The sequence below is a fragment of the Streptomyces sp. YKOK-I1 genome (assembly GCF_054660435.1).
On the sequence record NZ_BAAGDR010000001.1, the window covers coordinates 532,131 to 557,264 of the forward strand.

The following is a 25,134-nucleotide window of genomic DNA, read 5'->3' on the forward strand; positions in this document are numbered from 1 at the left end:
CGACGCAACCACGACGTCACTCGCTCCCTCCTGGCCCGCCGACACGGCCGTCATGCCTGTCCCTGCGAGTACCGGTATCAGCAGGATCTGGAACCGGGCGGTCGCGCGCGGTGATCCTGTCGCCATGGCACACGTACTCGTCACCGGTGGGACCGGCTTCCTGGGCTCCCACACGATCGCGCGGCTCCTGGCGTCGGGGCACGAGGTCACGACCACGCTGCGCTCGCTGAAGCGGCAACCCGACGTCGAGAAGATGCTCTCCGTGGCTGAGGCGCCGGGGCGGGAGCGGGTCTCCTACGTCGAGGCCGACCTGGCCTCCGACGCCGGCTGGGACCGGGCCGCGGCGGGGGCCGACCATGTCCTGCACATCGCTTCGCCGTTCCCCGGCTCCCGTCCGAAGGACGAGAACGAACTGATTGCCCCGGCCCGCGACGGTACGCTGCGGGTGCTGCGCGCCGCGCGGGACGCCGGCGTCAGGCGGGTGGTCCTGACGTCGTCGTTCGCCGCGGTCGGCTACGGTCACGGACCGACGGACCGGGTCTTCACGGAAGCCGACTGGACGAGCCTGGACGGGCCCGGCGTGACCCCGTACGTCAAGTCGAAGACCGTCGCCGAGCGGGCGGCGTGGGATTTCGTCGCCGCCGAGGGCAACGGTCTGGAACTCACCACCATCAACCCGGTCGGGATCTTCGGTCCGGTACTCGGTTCCGACTACTCCAGCTCGATCCGCATCATCCACGCGATGCTCACCGGCGCCCTGCGCGCCGCGCCGCCGATCTGGACCAACACCGTCGACGTCCGGGACGTCGCCGACCTGCACATCAAGGCGATGACCTCGCCGGCTGCCGCCGGGCAGCGGTATCTGGCCCTGGCCGGCGAGCCGATCTCCTTCGGGCAGATCGCGCTCGCCCTCCGCTCCCAGCTGGGCGAAGCGGCTGCGAAGGCCCCCACCCGGTCGGCCCCCGCCTGGATGCTGCGGCTGCTGTCCACGGTCAGCCCGCGGCTGCGCGAGGCGGTGCCGCAGCTGGGCGTGGTCCGCCGGGCCGGCAACGCCAAGGCCCGTGAGCAGCTGGGCTGGGCACCGCGCTCGAACGAGGAGAGCGTTGTCGCGAGTGCACGCAGTCTGGTCCGGCTCGGCCTGCTCGCCGACTAACGTCGAAGGATGAATGACATGGCGGACACCCTCGGCCACTTCCTGCGGGCCCGGCGGGAACAGCTCAGCCCCCAGGAGGCCGGGCTGCCCGCCGGAGAGCGCCGCCGTGTCCCGGGGCTGCGCCGGGAGGAGGTCGCCCACCTCGCCGGCATCAGCCCCGAGTACTACCTGCGCCTGGAGCAGGGCCGCAACCAGCACCCCTCCGACCAGATCCTCGAAAGCCTGGCGGCGGCGCTGCAACTCGACGACGACGCCGTCGCCTACCTGCACCGCCTCGCCCACCCCACGCCCCCGGCCCGGCGACGCCGTCCCCGCTCCCGGACGGGCCGGGCCGACCTCCAGCCCCTGCTCGACGGCTGGCCCCTCACACCCGCCTATGCCCAGGGGACAGCCGGCCGCGTCGTCGCCGCCAACCATCTGGCCGTGGCCCTGTGTCCGTTCTTCGCCGTGGGGAGCAACCCCCTGCGAGCCGTGTTCCTCGAGCCCGAGATGCGCAGCCTCTATCCCCAGTGGGACGACGTGACCGCCAAAGCCGTCTCCGGACTTCGCGCGACCCTCAGCCTCGACGACGCCGATCCCGAACTCCTGGAGACCATCGGCGAGCTGACGGTCGCCAGCGAACGCTTCCGCACACTGTGGGCCAGACGGGAAGTGCGCCGCCGCTCCACCGGCTGCACGCGGTTCAACCATCCCTTGGTCGGGCAGCTGGAACTGCGCTACGAGAAGCTCCTCAGGCCAGAGGCACAGCAGCTCCTCGTCGTCTACCACGCCGACCAGGGCTCACCCAGCGCCGAGCGCCTGCAACTGCTCACCAGCCTCTGAACCCGGGCACCGACAGCACGCCAGGGCTGGGCCGACTCGCCGGTTCCGGTCCGGCGGAGCCCACTCCCGTCCAGAAGCGGACCGCTGTCGCCAGGACGCACCCAGACACACGGCGTCACCCTCGTCACCGGCCACGTCTGCGCCCGCTGACCAAGGCGCCGTCGGCGACCTGAACGCCGACGGTGCCCGGTCAGACCCGGGAGGCGGGGACCACGCTGAGGTGGCCCGCTGTGCGTCGCGTCGAGGTACGACGGGTTCCGCGAGGCGCGGGCATCGGGCGCGGCTCGCGCAGCACCAGCGTCAGCCGCCTGTATCCCATGTCCAGGAGGGCCGTCGGGGTCTCGACGACGACACGACACCAGGTGTCGCCCCGGCGGGCGTCGGGGTGGTGCAGCGAGCGGACCGCCCCGTCGAGTTCCACGGCGACCTCGCCCACCGCGCGGATCCAGTGCGGCAGACCCTGCCGGTAGGCGGCCTCCATGATGGGGTCCTGCGCGATCTCCCGCCGAATGGCCTGAAGCCCGGCGTCGTGCCCGTGCCGCTCCACTGCCGCCGAGAAACAGGCGAGCATCGGCAGGCACCAGCCTGACTCGTGGTCCGCGAGGACGGACGACGCGTCCGGGTGGAAGAGAACGAATCGCAGGAAGTTGTCCCAGGGCAAGGCTGTGGGGTGCGGGCTCACGCCGGAGAAGAGAGTCTCGAAAGCGGTGTTGGCCAGGACCACGTCCCAGCGGTGGTCGAGGACCACGGACGGGAAGGGAACGGCCTCCAGATAGGTGGCGTAGTCCTGCAGATACGCCTGGGCCTCGAGAGTGTCGGGGACGGGCCGCGGTACCAACCGCTGCCCTCCTGCCTGAAACGCCATCGGGAGGTCACCCCTCTTGCCCGTGCCGCCTTCACGCGGCGTCCCGATCCTGCTGCCCGGGGGCAGGAGGTGTCAACTACCGTGGCATTCCGTGCTCGTTGACGGCTGAAATTGGCCACAACTGTGGCGTGACCTGGATGCGAGGCCGACGGACGACCCACTCGCCACCGGGCCGCCGTCGGCCGTCTCGCCGTAACTGCCGACCGGCCAGACATCGACTGCCGGAGGCGCTGCGCGACATCGCGCGCTCTCCGCAGCCGCATCTTCGCGTTGCCCGGACAGGAGACCTTCGGCGGCACGGTCCGGCACTCCGTCACCTTCCGCGACGGCCTGGAGTTCCGCAGCAGGCGGGTCCAGCACTTCTAGGGCGAGCACCGTCCAGCTCGACGGGGTGGTCCACACGCTGTTGCCGGCCGACTCGTCCACATCGGGTGCGGTCGGCAGAGAGGTCCTGCTCGGGGTGCGGCTGCGTGCCGGGATCGGCGGCCCCGCCGCGCCATCACGACCCTTACGGGTCCTAGAAGTTGCCGCGCTTCTCCTGCTCGCGTTCGATCGCCTCGAACAGGGCCTGGAAGTTGCCCTTTCCGAAGCCCAGCGAGCCGTGGCGCTCGATGAACTCGAAGAACACCGTGGGCCGGTCACCGATCGGCTTGGTGAAGATCTGCAGCAGGTAACCGTCCTCGTCGCGGTCCACGAGGATGCCGCGCGAGGCGAGTTCCTCGATGGGCACGCGGACCTTGCCGATCCGGGCGCGCAGCTCGGGGTCGGTGTAGTAGCTCTCCGGCGTGGCGAGGAACTCAATGCCCTTGGACCGCAGTGTGTCCACGGTCCTGATGATGTCGTTGGTGGCGAGGGCGAGGTGCTGGGCGCCGGGACTGCGGTAGAAGTCGAGGTACTCGTCGATCTGCGAACGCTTCTTGCCGACCGCCGGCTCGTTGAGCGGGAACTTCACCCGGTGGTTGCCACTGGCGACGACCTTGCTCATCAGCGCCGAGTACTCGGTGGCGATGTCGTCGCCGATGAACTCGGCCATGTTGGTGAAGCCCATGACGCGGTTGTAGAAGTCGACCCACTCGTCCATGTTCCCGAGCTCCACGTTGCCCACGACGTGGTCGAGCGCCTGGAAGACGCGCTTGGGCTCGCCCTCGGGCTTCACATAGCCGGAGGTCCGGGCGACATAGCCGGGCAGGTACGGGCCGGTGTAGCGGGAGCGGTCCACGAGGGTGTGGCGGGTGTCGCCGTACGTGGCGAGGGCCGCGATCCTGACGGTGCCGTGCGCGTCGGTGACGTCGTGCGGCTCCTCCAGCACGGTCGCGCCCTCCGCGCGGGCGTGCTCGATGCACTTGTCGACGTCGGGGACCTCGAGGGCGATGTCGATGACGCCGTCGCCGTGGCGGCGCTGGTGGTCGTGCAGCGGGCTGTCCGGGTCGACGCCGCCCTTGAGCACGAACCGGATCGCCCCGGAGCGGAGCACGAACGCGTGGTGGTCGCGGTTGCCGGTCTCCGGACCGGAGTAGGCGACCAGCTCCATGCCGAAGACCATCTGGAAGTACAGCGCGGCCTGCGTCGCGTTGCCCACCGACCAGACCACCGCGTCCCACCCGGTCACCGGGAAGGGGTCACCGTCGGCGTCGTACTCCACGAGCCCGACCAGCTGCCTGAGCTGCTGCAGGTCGAGGTCCGCGAGGCGCTCCTGGCTGGTGAGGGTCTGTTCGATGCTCATACGTCATCCCTTCGGTGTGCGTGTCTCCAGCGCGTGGCGGTAGAACACACCGGGTCGCCTCGACTGCACAAGAGTCGCCTTCCGAGCTGTTCAGGCTGCTCAGCCTGCCTCGCTCAAGGCCGTCTCATATATACAATCTGCCTAGCTGAAGTGATGATCGTCATGGCTGAGGGTGGTCGCTGAGTTCGCATGACATCGACTTGCCGAGATCCGCTCGGCCGACGTCGAGGCCGAAGAACTGCGCGCGTTGCCGGGCCGCTACCCGGCGTCACGGACGGGTGTCAGGGACCGACCGCAGGAATGCAATCGCGGAAATGGACCGGCTGGCACACGAGTGCGGGCCGGCCGCTGTGGCGCTCGCCGACGCCCTCGACCGGCTGACGGGTGCAGGGGTTCTCCGTCCACGGAACCTGGAAATCGTCCACAAAGACCCTGGTCAGCAGGACCAGCGGCCAATCGGCTGTGACCACAGGCGCTAGGTGTCTCTTGAGCATCGCTTTGACCTGCGCTTTTGCCAGGCATCTTCAGCACTACGAGGATAGGTCTGCAGAGGCTTCTTGGCACATTGGTACAGATTCTTAGATCTTCCTTCCCCGCACCGCATACAGCCCCCCCTCCCTCGTCCGGCTGCCTGTATCGGCACGTCCCCAACCACAACGTCACTGCGGATCCTCCCCAGCGCGCCACTGGATCACTCCCTCGAAAACGGACCACGGCCCCCGGTCGCCAACGCTGCCGCAGTGAGCGCATCACGGAAACTGCCGCTCAGATCACTGCGGTAAGGCGCCGCGTCGCCGACCGGGACGCCCCGTTGCACAGTCACCTTTCTCTGGATCGATCAGTGGGAGCACAGCAAGTCGTGACGTCTCCCTGAGGCCCTCCAGCGCAGCTGCCGTAATGCCCTTGCTGGCAGTCGGCGCGATGGGCACGACGGAGATCCGAAGACCCTTAAGACCGTGTCCTATGTGGTGAGGCGTCGTTGTCCAGGGCATGGGGCGGGGTGATTGTTCCGGACGGGCTGTGGGAGATCGCGAAGCCGCTGATCCCTGCGTCGAGGGTGCGGCCGCAGGGTGGAGGGACGCAGGACACGCCTGATGAGACGGTGTTCGCGGCCATCGTCTACGTCCTGGTCAGCGGCTGCGCCTGGCGGTCACTGCCGCCCTGCTTCGGGATATCTAAGTCGACGGCGCATCGCCGCTTCCTGATTTGGTCCCGGGCCGGCGTCTGGGGCCGCCTCCACGAAGCTGTGCTGCACCGGCTCGACGACGTCGGCCTCGTCGATGTCACCCGCGTGGTCCTCGACACCGCTCACGTCAGGGCTAAAAAAAGGGGGCGAACATACAGGTCCGAGCCCCGTGGACCGCGGCAAGCCGGGTTCCACGATGCACATCCTGTCGGACGCGAACGGACTGCCCCTTCTCGTCGGCGTCTCGGCCGGCAACACCCATGACAGCGAAGGCCTGAAGCCCATGGTCGAGGGTCACCAAACGAGACACGACCCCCACCGCGGCCGCTGCTTCAAGCCCCAGCGCCTGCACGCGGACAAAGCCTACGACCGTGCCGACCTGCGGAAATGGTTACGCGGCAAGCACATCGGAGTCCGGATCGCACGCAAAGGCATCGAGTCCAGCGAGCGATTAGGCCGCCGCAGGTGGGTGATCGAGCGCACCATGTCGTGGCTGTCCGGCTACCGCAGGCTCAGCCCCCGTTATGAACGGGATCCCTGCAACTACCTAGCCTTCCTCGGACTCGCCGCCGCCATCTGCTGCTACAAGCGCCTCGTCCGCCTCACCACGTAGGACACGGTCTAAAGGGTGTCATTTGCGGCTGGTGCCAGCGCTCTTACCGGCACCCCTACTCGACCGGCGTCGGCAAGACCGCCGAGCGCATCGGGGAGGCCCGTCCCGGGTGTGAGTAGTTGAGGTATAGGAAATCCCGGTGAGATTGATCTTGCTGGGTTCGTCTACAGCTCGAAGGCCAGCTGCCCGGAGACTTCGAGGGCGGTGCGGTGGGCCTCGGCCCGGGTGCGGGCGTGTTGGTTGACCACTTGAACCCGCACTGATGAGAGGGCGCCGTCGTCCTGCGAGCAACCGCGCGGTCCGGCCAGGGACTGAGAGTCCGGTGCTTATACTTTGCTCGCGACCACCATGTAGTTCTCGGCCTCAAGATCGAACGTGCTCAGTTCCGTCTGAAGTCCGACCCGGTGCAGATCGACTTCGAGTTCCTCGTACCGGTAGGGCCAGCAGGACAGCAGTTCCGAGCGGACAAGAACCAACCCGGTCGCATCAACCTGCGCGATCGCAATCTCGATGTGGTGCTCCTCCTCCCAATGCGGCGCAATCTCCCAGCGGTAGACCACGACGGCATCGCGACCGTTCCGGCGGACGAGTCGGTCACCGATCTCCAGCCGGGAACCTCTGGCCCTCACGAGTTCCCAAGTGCGGGATGTGAGTACCAAGCGCCCGCCAGGGCGCAGAAGCCGTGACATCGACTCCAGAGCAGCACCCCTGCCTGTCGCGCCCGTGGCATGGTGAAGCGAGTTACCAACGCAGAACACCATGTCGAACGTGTTGTCCTGGAAATGGTCGGGCAACTCTTCCCAGCTCGCCCGTAAGGCCCGGACGGATGCCCCGAACTCCTCAGACAACTCTGCAGTCCGACGAACCATCGCCTCGCTGGCGTCAGTTGCGACAACCTGCATGCCACGACTGGCGAGGCCAACCGCCAGCTGTCCGGTTCCGCACGAACAGTCGAGGACGTGAGCGTTCGACGGCAGGAGACTGAGGACGTCGTCGAACGACGCAGCGAACTCGGCTGGAGGCAACCTTGCATCCGAGATGAGCCATTCGTACACCTCGGCAAGCACGCCATAACCTGTCACAACCACTACCTCCGTCACGCGGGCAGACTCGCGGTAGGACGTCAGTCCATCAGCGGAGCAAGCCGGGCACCAATGGTTTTCACGGTCAAAGCCAGTCGTCAGGACGACGCACGAGCCGGTGCCGTATGCGGGCTGTCCGTGCAGGTTGGGGGCACCGGCCGGGGTGGGTGCCGCGTCCGTAATCGGCCCCGGGCTCCTATCCGTGGCCCACGGTGCAACGTGGCTGTGAGGGCAGCGGCGACGGGAGGCCGGCAACAGCTTCTTCCGCGTGCCGGTACTGACGTCCGGCCGGGGCCGTGAGCCGCCGGATGTCACTCGTCGTCCTCGTCCGGATCGTCATCCAAGATCGGGTGCAGCGGCACCCCGACCGCTATGCGTGCCTGCTTGAACTCATCATCTGCCGGGCCCTTCAGCATGTAGACGTTGCGGATCAGGGGCACCGGCCAGTCAGCGGTGCGCATCGCTTCGGTCTGGGTCGCACCGGCCGTGGCCGCCCATCGTCTGAGACCTCGCAGCGCGGTCTCAGACGCGGCTGCGGTCATGTTCGCCGAGTACACCAGCCATCTCTCGGCAGCGAGCACCTCTCCGTTGGCACACTCGGGGCTCCCCTTGGACGGCCCGAGTGGCTCGTCCGTCCCGACAACGAGGACGCGGGCGCCGTCCATGCGGGCCAGGAACAGCACCACCCGGGACAGGTCCGCCTGGTCTTGCACCTCACCAGCCGCCGCAACCACCCAGTCCCACAGTTCCGCCGCCGACACCTCGTCGAGGTCCACGGTTTCACTGTGGCCGCCCTGCGGCATTCGTTCCGCCGGCATACGCCCGGCCACCCCGTCGGCTTTGAGCTGCGCCTTGACGGACCGTTCCACTTGGTCCGCTGCCTGCCGGGAAGGCAGCAGTACGGCGCGGTACAGGTGCCAGCCCCGCCTCCGGTGCTCATCGATCCTTGCGGAGTCCAGGTCTCCGATCCCGACCTTCCCGACATGAGTGGCACTGTGCGTCACGACGTAGACGTGGGTCGCCATCGAGGTCATGCGTCGATCCCCGTCCGGGCCGATGCACGCAGTTCGGTGAGGTCGGGGATGTGGTTGTAGAGGGTGCCGGGGCTCACGCCGAGGAGCTTGGCGATCGAGGTGATGGAGCGTCCGGGGTCGGGCAGCAGGTCGCGGGCGGCGCGGATGACCTGCGGGGTGGCGACGGTGGGGCGTCCGCCGACGCGGGCGCGGGCGCGGGCGCGGGCGGCGGCCAGGCCCTCGCGGGTGCCCTGGACGATGAGTTCGCGGATGAACTCCGCCAGGGCGGCGAAGACGTGGAAGACGAGCCGTCCGCCGGGGGTGGTGGTGTCGAGGTTCTCGTGCAGCGACGTGAAGCCGATGCCGCGTTCGCGCAGTGCGGTGACCATGTTGATGAGGTCCTGGAGGCTGTTGTCGGCGTACGGACTTTTCTCCCCAGTTGCGTACGGACGAACGTCCCCAGCTCTGGTCTCGGGTTGCGGCAGTTCAGCAGGGATCTCGGTTGAGATCGACGTCCCGACCAGGGACACTCGCGCGATGAGCCGCAGCACATCGTCTGAACCGATCGAGCGAGGGTGGGACGAGCCCTGGTATCGGGTCCGTATGGAGGGTTTCGAGGCGTCGTTCCTGCCCAGCGACGGCGAGGACTTGGACGAGGTCTGCAACGTCGATGTCTTCGTGACTCTGGAGGATGGCTCTCGTTGGACCGCGACCGTGTTCACCGTCGCGGAAGTCGAGCGCCTGATGAAACTCTGGGCAGGGACCGACGAGGCACTCGGGGGCCGGTACTTCTGGGTCTCGGACGGCCTGATCGTGAGGGATCCGGGCATCGACAGCATGACCGGCGTGATCGCCGGACTGATCGAGAACGGCGAGTTCTCCGAGATCTTTCAGCCGGTGATCAACAACTGATCACGTGTTCGGCCGCCGAAAACGACGTGGGTTGTCAGGCCACGTCGTTCTCTCGCTCGATCGCCTTGAGGCGGTTCTTGAGCCGGTAGCTGGGGCCGTTGATGGAGATCACTTCGCAGTGGTGGAGGAGCCGGTCGAGGATGGCGGTGGCGAGGACCTCGTCGCCGAAGACCTGGCCCCATTCAACTGGGGCTTGCACTTGTTCCCTGCGGGCAGTCTGCCCTGCCACCTGGCCGTAGGCGGGTCCTGGGCGTCTCTTTGATTGTCTCGCTGACAGCATGCTTTTGAAGGCGCTACCTTCATTCATCAGGTGCGAGGAAGGTGTGCCCGATGGTGGAGTCGCGTCTGCGGGTGATCGAGGGCCGAGCAGTCCCTGACCTGCCAGCTGCCCTGGACCCGTGGGAGTTCCAGGCGTTATGCGTGGAAGCGTTCGTGGCCTCCTGGTGGGCCCGCGGGTTCAGCCCGGTGACCATCGAGAACGACACCGGCCTGCTGGAGCGGACGCTGCAAGCCCTGGGCCGGCCCGCTTGGGACGTCACTCCTGAGGACATCGACCGCGTGGTCGGCGGCTTGGCGGTGGACGGGCGTGCCCCGTCCACCCGCCGTGGCTATGTCCAGATCTTCAAGGGCTTCCACCGGTTCCTGCAGGCCCGCAAGGCCGTGGAGATCGAGGCCGCGTTCGGGATCCGGCTGGTCTGCCCGGTCGACGAGTTCAACGCCTCGCGCCATGTCGGCGACGACTCGCCAGCTCTGCTGCCGCCACCGACCCCGGAGCGCGTCGAGGAGTTCTTCGCCTTCCTCAAGGCCCGCATCGCCACCGCCCGCAAGTACGCACCCGCCGCCCGCGACTATGCGCTGTTCCGGACGCTGTATCACGCTGGCCTGCGCTCGGACGAGGCAGCGCGCCTGGACCGCCCCGATGTCCACTTCGACCGCGGCCCGTTCGGGAAACTGCACGTGCGCTTCGGCAAGGGCGCCCACACCTCCGGGCCGCGGCCGCGTTGGGTGCCCATGCTCGACCAGCTGGACCTGGTCCTGCACTGGTTCCTGGACGACGTGCGCAGCAAGTTCCCCGACTCGCCCGCGCTGTTCGCCGACGAGTCCGGCGGCCACCTCCACCAGGGCACCGTCCGCAACCGGCTGCGCTATCTGATGGAACTCGAAGGCCGCCCGTCCGCAGTCCGCTTCAGCCCGCATGCCCTGCGCCGGGCCTGCGCGACCCACAACTACGAACGCGGCGTGGACCTGGTGGCCATCCAGCAACTCCTCGGTCACTGGACCGTCAGTTCAACCATGCGATACGTCCGGCCCTCGGCCACGTTCATCGAGGACGCCTATCGCCGTGCGGTGACCAGCACCCTCAGCGAGCTCACCGGAGAGGATCCCACGTCGTGAACATCAAGTGGAAGCTGCGGATCGCCGCCGCCCAGCGCGAGGTCTGGACCGGCGCCCAACTGCGGCGGCTCCTGGCCGAACGGGCCGGCCTGGAGCTGTCCTCAGCATCGGTGTCGGCGCTGTTCACCAAGGAGCCCTCGCAGGTGAAGATGTCGACCCTGGCCGCGCTGTGCACCGCGCTCGAATGCACCCCCAACGACCTGATCGAGGTCGACACCACCCCCGTCCAACGCCCCGCCACCCCCGCCCGACCAGCAGCAGAGCTGCCCCGGGCCGCCTCAGCCACCGGCCGGTCCATGCCTCCGATCTGACGCGAACGGGGACGGAGCGACGATGGGCATGCGACAGCGGGATTGCGTCGGCTGCGGGGCGTCGGTCGGGATCATCGGCCGGGACTACTGCTGCCGCTGCACCGCCCGGCTCAAGGACGAAGCCGCCCGAACACCCTGCCCGACCTGCCGAAAGTCACGGGTCCTGCAGAAAGACACCGGACGGTGCATAAACTGCTCGCGAACCTGCACCACCTGCGGTCGGCCGGTGCGCTCTCCGGCCGCCACCAGCTGCGGGGCCTGTCGGCGGGAAGCCGAGCGAGTCGCCGCCAAACGGACCTGCCCGCGCTGCCAGCGGCCCGGCTTCCTGCAGACCGCCACCGGCTGGTGCGGCCACTGCTCACGCGTCCGCCAGCCCAAGCAGCCACCGCGTGCGTGCGCCGGGTGCGGCCAGGTGCGACGCCATGCCGGACTGGGACTGTGCTCGGCCTGCTGGCAAAAGCACCCCGACCGGCCGTTCATCACCGCCGCCAACCTGCAAGAACGCCTCACCGACCCACCGCCGTGGCTGGGCGACTTCGCCGGCCACCTCGCCGCCCGGCACTGCGCCAGCCGGGCCTGCACCATGATCAGCGCTCTCGGTCGGCTCCTGGAGGACGAACACCCCAATCATCCGCAGGCTCTCCTGGAGCGTGCTCGTCGCCCCGGCCGCTCGATGGGCTCCCTCGCTCGCGCGCTGGAGGACTTCTTCGCCCAGCGCGCCCTGGCGCTGCCGACCAATCACGCCGACCAGCTAGCGGCCGGCCGCCGCCGACGCCGTATCGAAGCCGCCCCGCTGCCGCTGCGGCCCCAGATCCAGGCGTTCTCCGACGCACTGCTGCGAGCACGTGAACGTGCCCTGCGCGCCGGGACCCTGCCGCGCGCCGACATCACGATCGAGGCGGCCCTGGCCGTCGTCCGCGACCTCGCCCGCTTCCTGGCCGACCAGCGCGGCAAACTCGACTGGGCCCTGGCCGACGTCCACGACATCGAAGCGTTCCTGGCCACCCGGCCCAAAGCCCGCCAGCGCCGACTGACCGTGCTGCGGCAGTACTTCCGCTTCGCCCGCTCTGGCAAAGTCGTCCTCGTCGACCCCACCCGCGGTCTGAAGGCGAAAGGCCCGTACGGGTTCAGCGGCGCCACCGTCGCCGTCGACCAGCAGCGCCAGCTGTTCCGCCGCTGGACCACCACCACCGACGCCCACCCCCACGAGGCCTTCCTCGGAATGCTGGCCCTCCTGCACGCGGCCTCCAGCAGCGAAGTGCGAAACCTGCGCGTGGACGACATCGAGCCGATCAACCGCACCGTCCAACTGGGCAAACGCCCGCATCCGGTGCCGATGGACCCGGCAAGCTGGTCGGTATTGCAACGCTGTCTGGCCCACCGCGAGAGCCAGCGCACCGACAACCCCCACGTGATCGTCACGAAGATCACCAAATCCGGCCAGTCCGCGGCCTCGACCGCCTATGTCAGTCACATCATGGACCCCTGCGGTGTTCCGCCCCGGACGCTGCGGTGCACCCGTCTGGCCGACCTGGTGAACACCCTCGACCCGAAGCTCGTCGCCGCGGTCCTCGGCATGGACCCCGAAGGCGTCATGATCTACCTTGCCGACCATGTCGAGGCTGGACGCCTCCCCGAACAGCGTGAACGGAGACACTGAGGTGCGACACCTGACGCCCGTGTTCGCCCTTGGAGCACTGCACCGAGGGAAGGAGATCGAGCAGTTCCTCGGCGGCATCGAGCGCGACGGCCGCCAAGGCGTTCGCTGGATTGCCATGAGCCCCAACCGCTCGGGCGTCACCGTCTATCTCAGCGAAGTCGTGGACACCGGCACCGACACTTTCCACGACGTCACCGAGTTCCCGCCCCTGGACCCGGACGAAGAGAGCTGGGGACGGGAAATCGCCGTCCTGGCGACTCCCGAGGAAGCCCTCCAGGTGGCCGTTCAGGAGCTCGGAGCGGATCCCGGACGCTGGGTCAATCAGGGCATTGTGTGCGACGAATACCGTGACTTCCGGATCGCTCGTAAAGCCCAGAGTCCGACGCAACCGTGACCTCGCGTCAGACCCGGCCTTGCCTCGGAATGTGGTCAGGCCTGGTCGACCACGTCGAGCGCCACGAGCAGTTCGTCGACAAGTGCGTGGTGCTGATCCCGTTCGCCATTGCGCGCCGGAGTGGCGAGGACCAGCGTCTTTGCCAGACCAAGGTCTCCCGGCCCAGCGCCCAGTAGCTCGCGGGTGACGATGATGGAGTCCATCACGCCGATGCCACGCGCGCTGAGCATCGACTGGATCGCTGACATCTCCGTGCCCGTCGCCAGCAGGGGGCGGAGCTCGTCGGTCAAGGCCGAGAGCCGGATGGCCCGTTCGGCGTCGAGTCCAAAGAGTGCCATCGCTCAGCTCCCGTCCTTTGCCGGTACGGGTTCGTCCGCAGCGTCGGCCATGACGAGGCCAGCGCTGACGGCCTGCCTGTCGTCGATCCCGACATGCCGCAGGAAGGCCCAACGGTCCAGCTGAGTGCATGCCCAGTTGGGATCGTATGCCGCGGTGGGCAGCTGGGGGATGCGCTTGCGGCCCGTTTCGTCCAACCGATACGGCTCCTCGAATGCGGTGTTCCACGCTTGGACAGCGGGGGTGTACCGCTCTCGGGCCTCTTCAGCACTGATATCCAGGTAGGCCGCGACCTGTGCCCAGGAGCTGCCGCGTTCGACTTCGTAGACGACGGCCGAGTTCAGAGTCCGCTCAGCTAGTTCGATGAGCTGTCGGGCTTGGCTGACGCGACCGGCGAGTCCGGTATCAACATCGTTTCGAGTACCCACCAGCCCGGCGGCGCTGTCCGCCACCTCTGTGGCGTGGTCGGCAAGTACGAGCCGGGCCAGTCCTTCACGGGAGTACGCGGATCGGTCATGGTCGTAGGGGGTCGGCTCGCTCATGAGGGACAGGGTTCCATGTCCACGTGTTCTGCGGGTACTGAGTATTCACGGCCGACTACCCCATGAACGGGCCGATTGACCACAAGGCGGGAACCTGCCCTGTTTCGGCGCTGCCTGGCACAGGTTCGCCGGAACATGTGCGCTTTGCTGAAGGTCTTGTTCGAGGTCAGGATGATCGAACCTTTCTCGTAGCGCTTGGAGATGACCTGGAAGACCAGGTTCGCCCCGGCTCGTTCGAGGGGTTGGTAGCCGACCTCGTCGACGACGAGAACGCTGGGCCGCAGGTAGGTACCGAGCTTGTTCGTCAGACGGCCGGCAGCCTAGGCGGCTTTGAGGTTGCGGACCATGTCGTCGAGGCTGGTGAAGTAGATCGAGTAGCCGGCCCGGCAGGCCGCGACCGCGAGCACGACGGCGATGTGCGTCTTGCCGACCCCAGGCGGCCCGAGCAGGGCGGCATTCGCCTTGCCGTCGACGAACGAGAGGGTGGCCAGGTCCTTGACCTTGCGTGGGTCAAGGTCGGGCGGGAAGGAGAAGTCGTACTCGTCGAGCGTCTTGTGGTGCGGCAGCCGGGAGAGCCGCAGGCCCTGGCGGAAGCGGCGGTCGTCGCGGACGGCGAGTTCCTCGGATAGGACCAGGTCGAGGAAGTCGAGGTAGCCCATCTTTCCCTCGTCTGCCCGCCGGGTGTACTCGTTGATCGTTTCGGCCAGGTGGGGCAGGCCGAGCTTGCCGGCCGTGTTGCGGATGCGGGTGGAGACCAGCTCGCTCAAGACGTTTCCCTCGTGCTCGGACGGGTGGTGAAGGGACGGGTTCCGGTCAGCTCGTCATAGACCGACAAAGGACGGCGGCCGACCTCGATATGGGTGGCCGCGGCCCGGTTCAGCAGTGCCTGCAGAGGTCCGGCCTCCTCGCCCCGTGGACGTTCGTGGCGAGGTTGTGGCAGGACCTCGCCGGTGGTGGTGCGGCGTCCCTTGCCGGTGGGCAGGCCTTCCCAGTGGGCCTCTTCGACGACGCGGACGCCGCGGCCGATCGCCCGCGGGTGGGTGGCCAGCAGTGTCTCGCCGTTGCTGTCCGCGATGGTGGAGTGCAGCATGACCTGCGACTTCGTGGCCCTGATCTCCACCAGCTGACGCGGTCGGACCCTGTGGGCGGGCACCGAGTAGAGGTTGCTGCCGAAGGCGACCAGGCAGTCCTTGCCGACCGGCCGCAGGTGCCGCTCAGCCACCAGATACGGAGTCTCCGGCAGCGGTTTGAGGGCCATGTGGTCGCGGGCCGCCCGCTCTCCGATGATCTGCTGGTGCGTCCGGTGGGCCTGAGCCCGTCGCTGCGGGACCCAGGTGGTGAAGGCGGCGTCCATCTCCTCGACGGAGGAGAAGGACCAGCCGGACAGGACGTGGTCGCGGACGATGAGAACCTGGCGCTCGACGCGTCCTTTGCCGGTGGGGCAGTAGGCCGCCAGGACGTCGATGTCGAAGTCGTAGTGGCCGGCGAACCCGACCGCTTCCGGGTGAAGGGGACCGCCTCACCCGGAGCGACGTGGCGGCGGACGACGGTCTTCGTGCGGTCGTAGACGATCGTCATCGGCACCCCACCGAAGTGGGCGAACGCGCGGCGGTGGCAGTCGAAGAACGTCTGGAGGTCCTGGCTGGTGGTGAAGCAGCAGAACGGGTCGCGCGAGTACGACAACGTCATGTGGAACGAGTAGACCTTCGGGATGCCCATGTGGGCGAGGATCTTGCCCTCGTCGCCCCAGTCGACCTGGGCCTGGGCGCCGGGGATGACCTCGAAGCGGCGGTGCATGCCAGCGAGTTCCGTCGGCGTGATGCCGAGTTCCTCGGCGATGCGAGGCCGGGCCTCCTGAACGTAGAGCTTGACCCTCTGGTAGTTGCCGGTGAACCCGTACTCCGCGGTCAGCCGCTCGTGGATCACCGCAGCCTTCATCAGGATTTCTGCCCGGAGCATCGAGTCCACCAGCGGCGCGAACTCGTCGATCACCCTCGCCTTCGACCGCCCGTTCGGCGACCTGCGCGGCGGGGATGCCGGACCTGGTGCCGACAGATACTTGCGGACCGTCTTCCGGTCCAGCCCGGTCTCCCGGGCCACCTCCGAGAGGCTGATCGCCCCGGACTCCAACAGACTCCGGAAGCGCCGCAGTTCCAACCATCGATGCGGATTCAGGACCATCGTCGACCGCCTTCCGCCGCCTCTCACCGACCAAGCAGCAGAGTGCCGAGCAGCAGGCCTGAACGCATCAACAACTGTCCCTTTTCATCCGTACGCGGGTGGGGACGTTCACGGGCTCTGTCCGCAGTTCCGTGAACCCGTTCAGAAGGACCGGAAGATCCCCTCGAGATCATCGTGAGCCCATGCCGCAAACTCCTCGAAGCCCAGGTTCCCGATGCTCAGGTTCGCGTGGACCTCGTGGAGGCTTGCGGGGATGATGCGGAAATCACGACCGAACTCGGTCAGTTGTTCGTAGTCTTCTTCGTCCACGCATTCCTCCCGCGTCAGCGTGGTGACCGCCAGTAGCGGGTGGCTCTTGGCCTGCATGGTTGTACGGTCGGCAAGAAAGACGACGGCCAGGTTGTCGTCGCCGCGGACTGCCGTCAGCACCTCGTCAACGGTCGCCCCTGACCAGGCCGGATCGTCGATGAAGTGGACGTCTGCCTCGTACTGTCTGTCTCCCCAGGGCTCCGTCAGCGCCGCCGCCACGTCCTGCCACACCTGGTCGTCGAGGTAGTCGGTTCTGACGACCAGGGCATCGAACTCATCTCGGCCCGTGACGGCGGGCAACGCTCTCATGGATCCTTCTCCTCGGTAACGATCGGTGAGCCTTGCCCGACTGTCTCATGGGCCGTTTCCGAGGATGCGGGTCCGGAGGAGTTCGAACGAGGCTCGGCCGTACATAGCCCGCTTGAGCGTCTTCACCCGGTTCACGTTTCCCTCGACGGCTCCTGAGCTCCAGGGCAGGGTCAGGCCGGCGGTCACTGCGTCGAGGTCCTGGCGGAGGAAGCCGGCGAAGCCCCTCATGGGCTTCGGTGCGTCCTGCTCGGCCTGCCGGATCCACTCCAGTAACAGGTACCCGCGCCGGTGACGGGCCATGTCGGCGAACGCCCGAGCAAGATCGCAGGCCCGGGTGATGTCCGGGCAGGCGAGCCGGACTTGAAGGAGCCGCTCGTCCTGGCTCTCGGTGAGCGTCTCCCGGGGCCTCATGATCCACGAGGTGATCTTGCGGGGGCTGGGAATGTCGGCCCGGACCGGTTCGGCGGTGCCCGCGCGGAGGGCGGCGAGGTGTTTGCGGACGACCTGGCGGCTGCCGCGGTAGCCGCGAGCATGGATCTCCATGAAGAGCTGGGTGCCGCTGGCCTGGCCTTGGGCTTCGGTGAAGCGGGCGTTGAGGTATGCCTTGAACGGCTCCAGGACGCCGTTGGGGCGGCGCTCGCGGGCGGAGGCCAGCAGCTCGTCGAGAGCAGTGTCGCGGAATCGGCGCACGGTCTTGCGGTCGAGGTTGAGACGGCGGGCGATGGCGCTGATCGTCCAGCGTTTCTCCAGCAGGCGGTGGATGTCCTCGTAGCGGTGGCGGGTGCGTTCGATGATCTGGGTGCGGGGCAGTTCCGTGGGCGGTAACAGCATTGTGGGCGGCTCTGGCACCTCGGTCACCGTCTCCTCCTCGGCACGTTTGCGCAGGCAGTCGCGATGCTGGTGACAGGTCTTCTCCACCGCTGCGGACAGGTTCTGCAACAGGTGCCACCGGTCGGCCACTTCGAGGGCGTGAGGGGCGGCTTCCTTGACTGCCTTGGTGTAGGCGGTGGCCCGGTCCCGGCAGATGATCTCGGCGCGGGGATGCTCGGTGAGCCAGGCCGCGAACGTCTCCGAGGTGCGGTCGGGCAGCACGTCCACGACCCGGCCGGCCTCGACGTCGACCAGCACGGTGCCGTAGGTGCAGCCCTTGCGGAAGGCGAACTCGTCCACCCCCAGCACCCGCGGCGCGCGGTCCGGCACCGTCGGCGCCGTCAGTAGCCTGAGCAGCCGCGTCCGGCCCGCGGCCAGCCGCAGGCGGCGGCACAACCGTGCGGCCGGACGTCCGCCGAGCTCGATCGCGATCGATCGTAGCCAGCCTGTCAGCCCGGTGCTGGAGCGACGGTGCCGCTCGGACAGGCCTGGTACCTGCTCCACGAACGTCTTGCGGGAACAGATCTTCCGGTCACAGAAGTATCGGCGAACCCGCAGCCGGATGACGACCCGGTGAGAGCCCAACGGCCTTTCATTCAGGGTGCGTTGATACGAGCTGTGCGTGCGCCTCGCCTGTTTCCGGCAGTCCGGGCACTGGCCCGGGCGAGCTGTGGACACCGCCTCCACCACCAGGACGTCGGAGGAGTCGCTGACGCGCTCCACTCGCACATCGATCCCGGGAAACAGCACAGCCTCGACCGTCTTGCTCGCCATGCCGGGACATACTCTGCCGAAACGATCCCTCGCTCACCACGCTGACCTGGGGATTCACGGAACTGCGGACAGAGCCCGTTCACGTGTACGCCGACACCCTTCCTGCTGTGGTGCGTGGCCAGCAAGCTCACCCGGCGCTTTCGACTGCCGGCCGCGGTGATCCGCCAGGCGTCGCCCCTCCCGCAGCACGAGCGCGTGGACCTGCTCGGCCGCGTCCTGACCGACCATGACCTGCCGCTGCGGCCCCGGGTCGCGGCCGCCATCGTCCTGCTCTACGCGCAACCGCTCAGCCGCGTCGTCCGCCTCACCATCGACGACGTGATCCACGACGACGACCAGGTCCTCCTACGACTCGGCGAACCACCATCCCCGGTCCCCGCCCCGGTCGCCGATCTCCTGATCAGATGGATCCCCAACCGGGACAACATGAACACCGCGACGAACCGCGCCTCACGCTGGCTGTTCCCCGGACGCCGGGCCGGGCAGCCAATGCACCCCGACGCCCTCTCTGCTCTAGTCAACGACCTCGGCATCCCCACCACCGCCGGCCGGGTCTCCGCGATCCGCGAGCACGTCCTGGAGATGCCCGCCCCTGTCGTCGCCGACGCTCTCGGCTACCACCAGGTCACCACCGCCAAGCTGGCCGCCCAAGCCGGAGGCACCTGGAGCCGGTACGCCGCCGGGAACCACCTACGGTCACCATCAGGCTGGACCCCAGGCAGAACTGACGACAGCTGAATAGGCGAGCTCACCAGTAGGACCCCGGGTGGCAGGGACCGCCCCGGTGCTCGCGGTGCTGCCGGGCCAGACGACGTGACATGAGGGTGATGAACCCCCGCTGGATCGCCCGGCCGGGCAAAGGACCTCGGTGCCTGCTGTCACGCGTCCGAGCCGCAGGGATCCACTGGCTTGATCTTAGGGGGCCCGTCCGGGGTGACAACGCCCGTGTCGTCGTCTGCGTCACCAACACCGCTTCTCCCCGCCGACTTGGACAGGGTTGTTTCGGTACGGGACCACAACTGTCCGGTTCGGTCCATGAAGTGGAGGCTCTCAACGTCCCATCCCACCTCTGTCAGCGATAGCTTCGCGTCATCCCCCAACTCCGTGAGATGCAACCTGGCTGGATCGAACACGATCTCGGAGCAAGGGCGTAAGCCCCTGTCGACGAGGGTATATGCCTCCCATTTCTCCTTGTCCTTCGTTACGCGCAGCGTGATCTGGATGCCGGACACAGCGTCGGGAGACCGGTTGACGACGTGAATCCGCTCGGTCCCGCCCCAGAAGGAACCCTCCATCCAGTAGGTGACTCGGGCTGCTTGTTCGCGCTCTCTCTGCCCGCTGTCCTCTCGGGACTGTTCGAGCTGTTCTTGGGCCACTTTGGCGCTGTAATACGTGGCGATACCAGTGAAAATGAGGCCACCGGCAGCACCAACTACGCCCACAGTGGTTCCCACATGCACCCAGGGAATGCGGCGCCACCACCTGAGCGATCCCTCTTCCCGCAGGCGAGCCCTGACTCGGTCGGGCCCAGACCGCTGTCGTGCGAGCCGCACTCGAATCCGCCGCTCTGAGTTGTCGGTCATGTCCCCCCTGGTGATGTCAATAGCGCTACGAGAGTTGGTTGCCCTCTTTGGACGCTATCGGCATTACCGACACCTCAGTTCCTATCCCCGTGTTCCTGTTCCTCGAACGCGACCACCAGGTAGGCAACCAGGCATCCCGCCCGCAGGGCAGGCCAGCCCGCCCCGACCACCTGTCCGCACTCCTGGGCGAGATCGGCGTTCCGGTTGCCGCCACCCGCGGCGCTGCCATCCGACAACAACTCCCTGAGCTGCCCGCCCCGTCGTCGCGGACGCTCTCGCCTACCACAACAAGGCCGCCAGCCACCTCCTCAAGGAGACCGGCGGGACGTGGAGCCGATTCTCCGCTGGTGATCACACACGGTCACCGATGGGTTGGGTTCTCCGGAGAACTGGTGACAGTTGAATACGAGAGCCCACCAGTATCAACCCCCTTTTCCTGCGCACCAGACCTCGGCCGCACGAGGTCCGCCAAGAACGCAGCCCCTGACTGGAGCCATTGGGGACATGAGGCCGTTCAGGCGAGCGACGTCCAGACGCTCTTCACCTCCGTGTAGAGGTCGATGGCTCCGGAGCCCATCTCCCGCCCCCAGCCGCTGGACTTGAACCCTCCCTAGGGTGCGGCGGCGTCCAGAGGGCCGGCCATGTTGATGAACACGGTTCCGGCGTGGACGGCACCGGCCACTCGGTGGGCGGCGGCCACGTCACGGGTCCATACGGCTGCTGCCAGGCCGTACTCGGTGTCGTTGGCGCGGACGACGGCTTCGTCCTCGTCGTCATACGGAAGGATGGACAGGACCGGCCCGAAGATCTCCTCACGGGCGATCCGCATGTCGTCGCGGACGTCGGTGAAGACGGTCGGGCGGTAGAAGAAGCCGGCCAGGTCGTCGGCCGGGGAACCGCCGGTGAGGAGCTGGGCGCCTTCGGCGATGCCACTGCGAACCCGGTTGTCCACGTGCTGCCGGTGCTCGGCGCTGACCAGCGGGCCGAGTTCGGTGTCCGGGGCGCTGCCCGGGCCGAGCCGCATGGCAGCGGCCGCCTTGGCGCAGCGTTCCGCGAATTCGTCGGCGAGGGACCGGTGAACCAGGAGCGGGGTACGTTCCCGACACATTCATCAATGCCGCGACAGAGCCGCCGGTGTATGCGGACACGTACCGAAAGCGCCGAGACCTCAGAGGCCCGGACACGCGGACCCGGGTACGGGAGATGCTCAACTACCTCGCCTCCGCGCTGCCGGCTAATACCGGACCCGCCGCCCGACTGATCGCCTTGCAATGCGCCTTACGCATGAACGACTCAGCTCAAGTCCGCCTGCCACGCGGGGTACTGCGCAGCCTTCGCCTGGAACCAGCCACGGATTCCTGGCGGGAGCTCCACCAGGCACGATGGCTATCCGCGACGCCACCGACGTCGCGATCCAACGCAGTCGCGGTGGTCGTCCAGCTCCTCGACGTCGGGCTCCTCGCCCAATACCCAGCCCGCCCCGACCGGCTCGCCGCCGCGGACTGGGCGCTGCGAGCCGCTTGCCACGTCCGTACCGACAGCGCACCGCTTCCCCGGCTCATCGCCATGTGCCTCACGTCCCACACCGCCCCCGAACGCACTTACGGAACAGCGGAAATGGATCGATTGGCACGCGAGTGCGGGCTGGCCACAGCGGAGTTCACGGATGCACTTGACCGATTGACGGCCGCAGGTCACATCGCCTCCTGGAGCGCGCACTCAACGCCGGGAGAACTGCACTGGACGCTGGCGGAACGCAGCGGGCGTGGATGCGAAGTCGCGGCTCGCCCGTGACCGACAGACGTCGTTGTCCCGCCACGCTGAGGGCAGATCCACGCTGCCACACGCCTGATCACCCCCGGCATCGGCTGCATGTGGTGCACCGGCCTCATCGACCCGACCGAACTCGCCGTCGAGATGCACTCTGAGGCCGAACGCGAGCAGGCCCGATACGTCCCCGGTGTACCCGCGCCCAGCGTGATGCCCTTGAACACTCTCGCCGTCGGCGAGGCCTTGACCCACTTCCTTCTCGCCTCCGCCGGCCTGCACGAGAGCGACCACGATCCAGGTTCAGTCACCCACCGCCCTCGAATCCGCGAACGACATCTCGAAGAGCCCCGCCAGAACACCCGCTGCCGGTGATGTACGCCTACGGGCAGCCTCGGACGCGGTCCCGACGGAGAACTCGCGGCCCGGCATGCAGCAAGTTCTCGATCTTGATTGGGAGCCGCCCTGCCCCGGAGTGGGAGTCGGCGGCGTTCCCAGTGCGCGTGGCGAAGTGCCACCTGCCTGGTCACGTGTCCTGTCAAAGTGCATCTGTCAGAGTGCGAGCTGTTGACCTGCTGGGACGCCAGGCCGATCGAGAAGGCGGAGGCTCGTGTTTCTCAAACGACCTGGCTTTCACGGAGGAGTGGTTCACAGAACCGCTCAAGTCGGCAACAGGTGAGGCGTACGTGCGGAATCCCCCCGGCACCCCGGTGCAACCGGTTGTCAGTGCTGTTCGGCAGGGTGTGCATGTGACGAATCGTGACGAGGAACGTGGCACCCCGATCTGGTCTGGACTGCCTCCGACGGCCAGAGAGCTGCTCGTGGCAACCGAATGGGACGCCCTGCAGCATGCATATGGGAGCGCCGAGGACACCCCGCCGTACCTGCGCCAACTCCTGAACGAGGATCCCGAGGCGCAGGCCGAGGCATTGGGAATGCTCGATATGTCCGTGCTGCATCAAGGATCCCTGTACAGCTCCACCCCGCCGGCCGCACTGTTCGTTGCAGCGATCCTGTCCCACCCCCAGACTTTGGCCGAGCACGAGAGCTTCTTCCCCTGGGACGACCGGACCCGGCCCCTGCGGGCTGCACTACTCGACTGGCTCGGCCAGATCGCCGACTCGGCCTCCTACGGCGAGGACCCCGGCAGCGAGGGCGAGTACGGGGATGAGTACGACGGCGAGGACGAAGACGAGATCGAAGCGATCCGCGCATGCCGAAGTATCCGACCCGAGCTCTACGACGCGGTCGAACCGTTCCTCGACGATCCGCATCCAGACACCCGAGAGGCAGCCCTCGGAACGGTTACCCTGCTTCTGAAGGCACCCGACCTCGCCGAACTCGTCCCCCGCGCCGCCCACCGCCTGCGCAGCGTTCTCGAAGCAGACGGCAGCCGCCGAGAACGCTCCTCCGCAGCTCTGGCAATGGGCGCCTGGGGCCAGGACACCAGCGGCCTCCTCAACGATCCTGATCCAGCCGTGCGCACCTGCGCCGCTCTGGCCACCGGATGCGCGCACATGCCCCGCGCCACCGCCGTCCTGCTCGAAGCCCTACAGAACCCGGCCGAGGCAGACCATTGGTTCCCCGACCCCCTCCCTCAGATCGACGGCTGGCTCCGCTTCACCCTCCTGAAGGCCCTCCTTGACCGCGTCGACGCCTTTGAGGACCTAGCCCCGGCGGCCATGGCCCTGATGCCGCTCGCCAGCGACTACACCGTCGACCGCGACTGGGGTCCGCTGCTCGTCAAAGCCTTCCCCACCGGCTACCGCCCCGGCCTGCCACTGTCGGCCGCACAACGGGAGCTTCTGCAAGCCGTTACCGCCAATGACAACTGTTGGGGAAACATTGGCAACAAAATCCGCTGGCTCAGGGAAGCCGGCCTGCCGGAGCAGCGCGACGCCATCCGAGCCCTGCTCTGACTGACAGGTACAGCGAGAACCGGACCAGATAAATGAGGACAGGACATCACGGCTCAGCCGCATTCTCGATCCCTCCGCATCCCGGTGCCACCTATCCTCGGTATGTGACAACTAGCGTCGGTGGTCACAGCAGGCTAGCGCCGCACCCGCGGCATCCCCAGGCCGATCCAGGAGATGATCTCCCGCTGGATCTCGTTGTTGCCGCCGCCGAAGGTGAAGATCACGGCGGAGCGGTAGCCGCGTTCCAGTTCGCCGTGGAGCACCGCCCCCGCCGAGCCCTCCTGGAGTGCGCCGGGGGCCGCGACGATCTCCAGGAGCCAGGCGTAGGCGTCCCGGCGGGCCTCTGAGCCGTAGACCTTCACGGCGGAGGCGTCCTGCGGGGTGAGGGTGCCGTTCTGGAGGGCGCCGACCATCTGCCAGTTGAGGAGCTTGAGGGCGTCGAGCCTGACATGGGTCCGGGCGAGGCGGTGGCGGACCCAGGGCAGGTCGACGACCCGGCGGCCGTCGGCGAGCTTGGTCTCGGTGGCCCAGCGCTGGACGTCGTGCAGGGCGCGGATCGCCATGGTGCCGTGCGCGGCCAGGGTCACGCGTTCGTGGTTGAGCTGGTTGGTGATGAGCCGCCAGCCCTGGTTCTCGGCGCCGACCCGGTGGGTGACGGGGACGCGGACGTTCTCGTAGTAGCTGGCGGTGGTGTCGTGCGAGGCGAGGGTGCGGATGACCGTGCAGGAGTAGCCGGGGTCGGTCGTCGGCACCAGGAGCATGGTGATGCCCTTGTGGGGCGGGGCCGCGGGGTCGGTGCGGGTCGCCAGCCAGACCCAGTCGGCCGTGTCTCCGTTGGTCGTCCAGATCTTCTGGCCGTTGACGACGTACTCCTCCCCCTCCCGCACGGCGCGCGTCTTGAGGGAGGCGAGGTCGGTGCCGGCGTCGGGCTCGCTGTAGCCGATGGCGAAGTCGATCTCGCCGGAGAGGATCCTCGGCAGGAAGTACGCCTTCTGCTCGTCGGTGCCGTACTGCATGATCGTCGGGCCGACGGTGTTCAGGGCCATCAGCGGCAGCGGTACGCCGGCCTGGGCGGCCTCGTCGAAGAAGATGAACTGCTCGATCGGAGTCAGGCCGCGGCCGCCGTACTCCTTCGGCCAGCCGACGCCGAGCCAGCCGTCCGCGCCGAGGCGGCGGATGGTCTTGCGGTAGAAGCGTTTCGCGCCGACCGGGTCGGCGTGCCGGGCGTAGGCGTTGTGCGGCACCAACTCGGCGAAGTAGGCGCGCAGTTCGGTGCGCAGTCGCTGCTGCTCGGGCGTGTGGTCGAGGTGCACGGCGCCTCCAGGCTTCCCCAGGCCGGTGTCCTGACGGCGCACACGGTAGAACGTGTTCCAGTAATTGGGAATGGCGGCGCGGGAAGAGGGCGGGTGCGGGAA

General features: G+C 67.8%; 24 protein-coding genes and 3 pseudogenes. 11 read left to right on the plus strand and 16 right to left on the minus strand.

Going from position 1 to position 25,134, the window contains the following annotated elements:
• Positions 1-124: 124 nt before the first annotated feature.
• A complete protein-coding gene (locus tag ACYQ8Q_RS02460; RefSeq protein WP_460061379.1) occupies positions 125-1,153 on the plus strand; it encodes an SDR family oxidoreductase in 1,029 nt (342 codons plus the stop codon).
• Between the two features lie 18 nt (positions 1,154-1,171).
• Positions 1,172-1,975 carry a helix-turn-helix transcriptional regulator gene (locus ACYQ8Q_RS02465; RefSeq protein WP_460061382.1) on the plus strand — a complete coding sequence of 268 codons (804 nt, stop codon included), beginning with the start codon at positions 1,172-1,174 and terminating at the stop codon, positions 1,973-1,975.
• A 190-nt stretch (positions 1,976-2,165) separates the two neighbouring features.
• Here the strand turns inward: ACYQ8Q_RS02465 and ACYQ8Q_RS02470 are convergent, their stop codons facing one another.
• Both ACYQ8Q_RS02470 and hppD read right to left on the minus strand, forming a co-directional pair.
• A complete protein-coding gene (locus ACYQ8Q_RS02470) occupies positions 2,166-2,840 on the minus strand; it encodes an MmyB family transcriptional regulator (protein WP_460061385.1) in 675 nt (224 codons plus the stop codon).
• 517 nt (positions 2,841-3,357) lie between these two features.
• A complete protein-coding gene (gene hppD, locus ACYQ8Q_RS02475) occupies positions 3,358-4,563 on the minus strand; it encodes a 4-hydroxyphenylpyruvate dioxygenase (RefSeq protein ID WP_460061388.1) in 1,206 nt (401 codons plus the stop codon).
• Between the two features lie 979 nt (positions 4,564-5,542).
• On the opposite strand from hppD, the gene ACYQ8Q_RS02480 reads away from it, so the two are divergent.
• Positions 5,543-6,362, plus strand: a protein-coding gene (locus ACYQ8Q_RS02480) for an IS5 family transposase (protein WP_460061391.1) whose coding sequence is annotated in 2 segments (ribosomal slippage) — positions 5,543-5,884 and positions 5,886-6,362 — 819 coding nt in all. Because the reading frame shifts where the segments join, the coding sequence is not laid out codon by codon here.
• A gap of 326 nt (positions 6,363-6,688) precedes the next feature.
• On the opposite strand, the gene ACYQ8Q_RS02485 is transcribed toward ACYQ8Q_RS02480, so the two are convergent.
• The 3 genes from ACYQ8Q_RS02485 to ACYQ8Q_RS02495 all read right to left on the minus strand — a co-directional run bounded on the left by ACYQ8Q_RS02485 (position 6,689) and on the right by ACYQ8Q_RS02495 (position 9,008).
• The gene (locus tag ACYQ8Q_RS02485; RefSeq protein WP_384432826.1) at positions 6,689-7,444 is read right to left on the minus strand and encodes a class I SAM-dependent methyltransferase; all 756 of its coding nucleotides are present in this window, start codon (positions 7,442-7,444) and stop codon (positions 6,689-6,691) included.
• A gap of 311 nt (positions 7,445-7,755) precedes the next feature.
• On the minus strand, positions 7,756-8,478 hold the full coding sequence (locus ACYQ8Q_RS02490; RefSeq protein ID WP_460061393.1) for a hypothetical protein: 723 nt from the start codon (positions 8,476-8,478) through the stop codon (positions 7,756-7,758).
• Positions 8,475-9,008: a recombinase family protein gene (locus ACYQ8Q_RS02495; protein ID WP_460061394.1), complete on the minus strand. Its 534-nt coding sequence runs from the start codon at positions 9,006-9,008 to the stop codon at positions 8,475-8,477. Before ACYQ8Q_RS02495 ends, ACYQ8Q_RS02490 begins: the two co-directional genes overlap by 4 nt.
• Between ACYQ8Q_RS02495 and ACYQ8Q_RS02500 the strand changes: the two genes are divergently transcribed.
• The gene (locus ACYQ8Q_RS02500; protein ID WP_460061397.1) at positions 8,995-9,369 is read left to right on the plus strand and encodes a hypothetical protein; all 375 of its coding nucleotides are present in this window, start codon (positions 8,995-8,997) and stop codon (positions 9,367-9,369) included. The two genes, ACYQ8Q_RS02495 and ACYQ8Q_RS02500, sit on opposite strands and share 14 nt — an antisense overlap.
• A gap of 34 nt (positions 9,370-9,403) precedes the next feature.
• Here ACYQ8Q_RS02500 and ACYQ8Q_RS02505 read toward each other — a convergent pair.
• A pseudogene (locus ACYQ8Q_RS02505) lies at positions 9,404-9,553 on the minus strand (ATP-binding protein); the annotation flags it as partial.
• A 146-nt stretch (positions 9,554-9,699) separates the two neighbouring features.
• On the opposite strand from ACYQ8Q_RS02505, the gene ACYQ8Q_RS02510 reads away from it, so the two are divergent.
• From ACYQ8Q_RS02510 to ACYQ8Q_RS02525, 4 genes are all read left to right on the plus strand, one after another.
• A complete protein-coding gene (locus tag ACYQ8Q_RS02510) occupies positions 9,700-10,764 on the plus strand; it encodes a tyrosine-type recombinase/integrase (protein ID WP_460061399.1) in 1,065 nt (354 codons plus the stop codon).
• On the plus strand, positions 10,761-11,075 hold the full coding sequence (locus ACYQ8Q_RS02515) for a helix-turn-helix domain-containing protein (protein WP_316784810.1): 315 nt from the start codon (positions 10,761-10,763) through the stop codon (positions 11,073-11,075). Before ACYQ8Q_RS02510 ends, ACYQ8Q_RS02515 begins: the two co-directional genes overlap by 4 nt.
• Before the next feature lie 412 nt (positions 11,076-11,487).
• Entirely contained in the window at positions 11,488-12,735 is a 1,248-nt protein-coding gene (locus tag ACYQ8Q_RS02520) for a tyrosine-type recombinase/integrase (protein WP_460061402.1), read from the plus strand.
• Position 12,736: 1 nt separating this feature from the next.
• Entirely contained in the window at positions 12,737-13,129 is a 393-nt protein-coding gene (locus ACYQ8Q_RS02525) for a hypothetical protein (protein WP_460061405.1), read from the plus strand.
• Positions 13,130-13,164: 35 nt separating this feature from the next.
• On the opposite strand, the gene ACYQ8Q_RS02530 is transcribed toward ACYQ8Q_RS02525, so the two are convergent.
• From ACYQ8Q_RS02530 to ACYQ8Q_RS02545, 4 genes and pseudogenes are all read right to left on the minus strand, one after another.
• Positions 13,165-13,467 carry a hypothetical protein gene (locus tag ACYQ8Q_RS02530; RefSeq protein WP_460061407.1) on the minus strand — a complete coding sequence of 101 codons (303 nt, stop codon included), beginning with the start codon at positions 13,465-13,467 and terminating at the stop codon, positions 13,165-13,167.
• Between the two features lie 3 nt (positions 13,468-13,470).
• The gene (locus ACYQ8Q_RS02535; protein ID WP_460061409.1) at positions 13,471-14,007 is read right to left on the minus strand and encodes a hypothetical protein; all 537 of its coding nucleotides are present in this window, start codon (positions 14,005-14,007) and stop codon (positions 13,471-13,473) included.
• Between the two features lie 143 nt (positions 14,008-14,150).
• Positions 14,151-14,774 (minus strand): annotated as a pseudogene (gene istB / locus ACYQ8Q_RS02540) (IS21-like element helper ATPase IstB); the annotation flags it as partial.
• Entirely contained in the window at positions 14,771-15,361 is a 591-nt protein-coding gene (locus ACYQ8Q_RS02545; protein WP_460061411.1) for a Mu transposase domain-containing protein, read from the minus strand. The pseudogene istB and the gene ACYQ8Q_RS02545, both read right to left, overlap by 4 nt.
• A gap of 36 nt (positions 15,362-15,397) precedes the next feature.
• Here ACYQ8Q_RS02545 and ACYQ8Q_RS02550 point away from each other — a divergent pair, with 36 nt between their 5' ends.
• Positions 15,398-15,574, plus strand: coding sequence for a hypothetical protein (locus ACYQ8Q_RS02550; RefSeq protein WP_460061414.1), 177 nt, complete (start codon positions 15,398-15,400; stop codon positions 15,572-15,574).
• 20 nt (positions 15,575-15,594) lie between these two features.
• On the opposite strand, the pseudogene ACYQ8Q_RS02555 reads toward ACYQ8Q_RS02550, so the two are convergent.
• From ACYQ8Q_RS02555 to ACYQ8Q_RS02565, 3 genes and pseudogenes are all read right to left on the minus strand, one after another.
• Positions 15,595-16,188 (minus strand): annotated as a pseudogene (locus ACYQ8Q_RS02555) (transposase); the annotation flags it as partial.
• Positions 16,189-16,329: 141 nt separating this feature from the next.
• Complete coding sequence (locus tag ACYQ8Q_RS02560; RefSeq protein WP_460061416.1) at positions 16,330-16,806, minus strand: DUF6924 domain-containing protein; 477 nt, start codon at positions 16,804-16,806, stop codon at positions 16,330-16,332.
• Positions 16,807-16,851: 45 nt separating this feature from the next.
• Complete coding sequence (locus ACYQ8Q_RS02565; RefSeq protein WP_460061419.1) at positions 16,852-18,450, minus strand: ISL3 family transposase; 1,599 nt, start codon at positions 18,448-18,450, stop codon at positions 16,852-16,854.
• 114 nt (positions 18,451-18,564) lie between these two features.
• Between ACYQ8Q_RS02565 and ACYQ8Q_RS02570 the strand changes: the two genes are divergently transcribed.
• On the plus strand, positions 18,565-19,188 hold the full coding sequence (locus ACYQ8Q_RS02570) for a hypothetical protein (RefSeq protein ID WP_460061420.1): 624 nt from the start codon (positions 18,565-18,567) through the stop codon (positions 19,186-19,188).
• Between the two features lie 140 nt (positions 19,189-19,328).
• Here ACYQ8Q_RS02570 and ACYQ8Q_RS02575 read toward each other — a convergent pair whose 3' ends face one another.
• Entirely contained in the window at positions 19,329-19,904 is a 576-nt protein-coding gene (locus ACYQ8Q_RS02575; RefSeq protein WP_460061422.1) for a hypothetical protein, read from the minus strand.
• A 739-nt stretch (positions 19,905-20,643) separates the two neighbouring features.
• Complete coding sequence (locus ACYQ8Q_RS02580) at positions 20,644-21,141, minus strand: aldehyde dehydrogenase family protein (protein WP_460061424.1); 498 nt, start codon at positions 21,139-21,141, stop codon at positions 20,644-20,646.
• Positions 21,142-22,621: 1,480 nt separating this feature from the next.
• Here ACYQ8Q_RS02580 and ACYQ8Q_RS02585 point away from each other — a divergent pair.
• Positions 22,622-23,719 (plus strand): HEAT repeat domain-containing protein, encoded by a 1,098-nt coding sequence (locus tag ACYQ8Q_RS02585; protein ID WP_460061425.1) that lies wholly within the window; start codon positions 22,622-22,624, stop codon positions 23,717-23,719.
• A 134-nt stretch (positions 23,720-23,853) separates the two neighbouring features.
• Here ACYQ8Q_RS02585 and ACYQ8Q_RS02590 read toward each other — a convergent pair whose 3' ends face one another.
• Positions 23,854-25,032, minus strand: a complete 1,179-nt coding sequence (locus ACYQ8Q_RS02590; RefSeq protein WP_460073140.1) for an acyl-CoA dehydrogenase family protein — start codon at positions 25,030-25,032, stop codon at positions 23,854-23,856.
• Positions 25,033-25,134 lie beyond the last annotated feature (102 nt).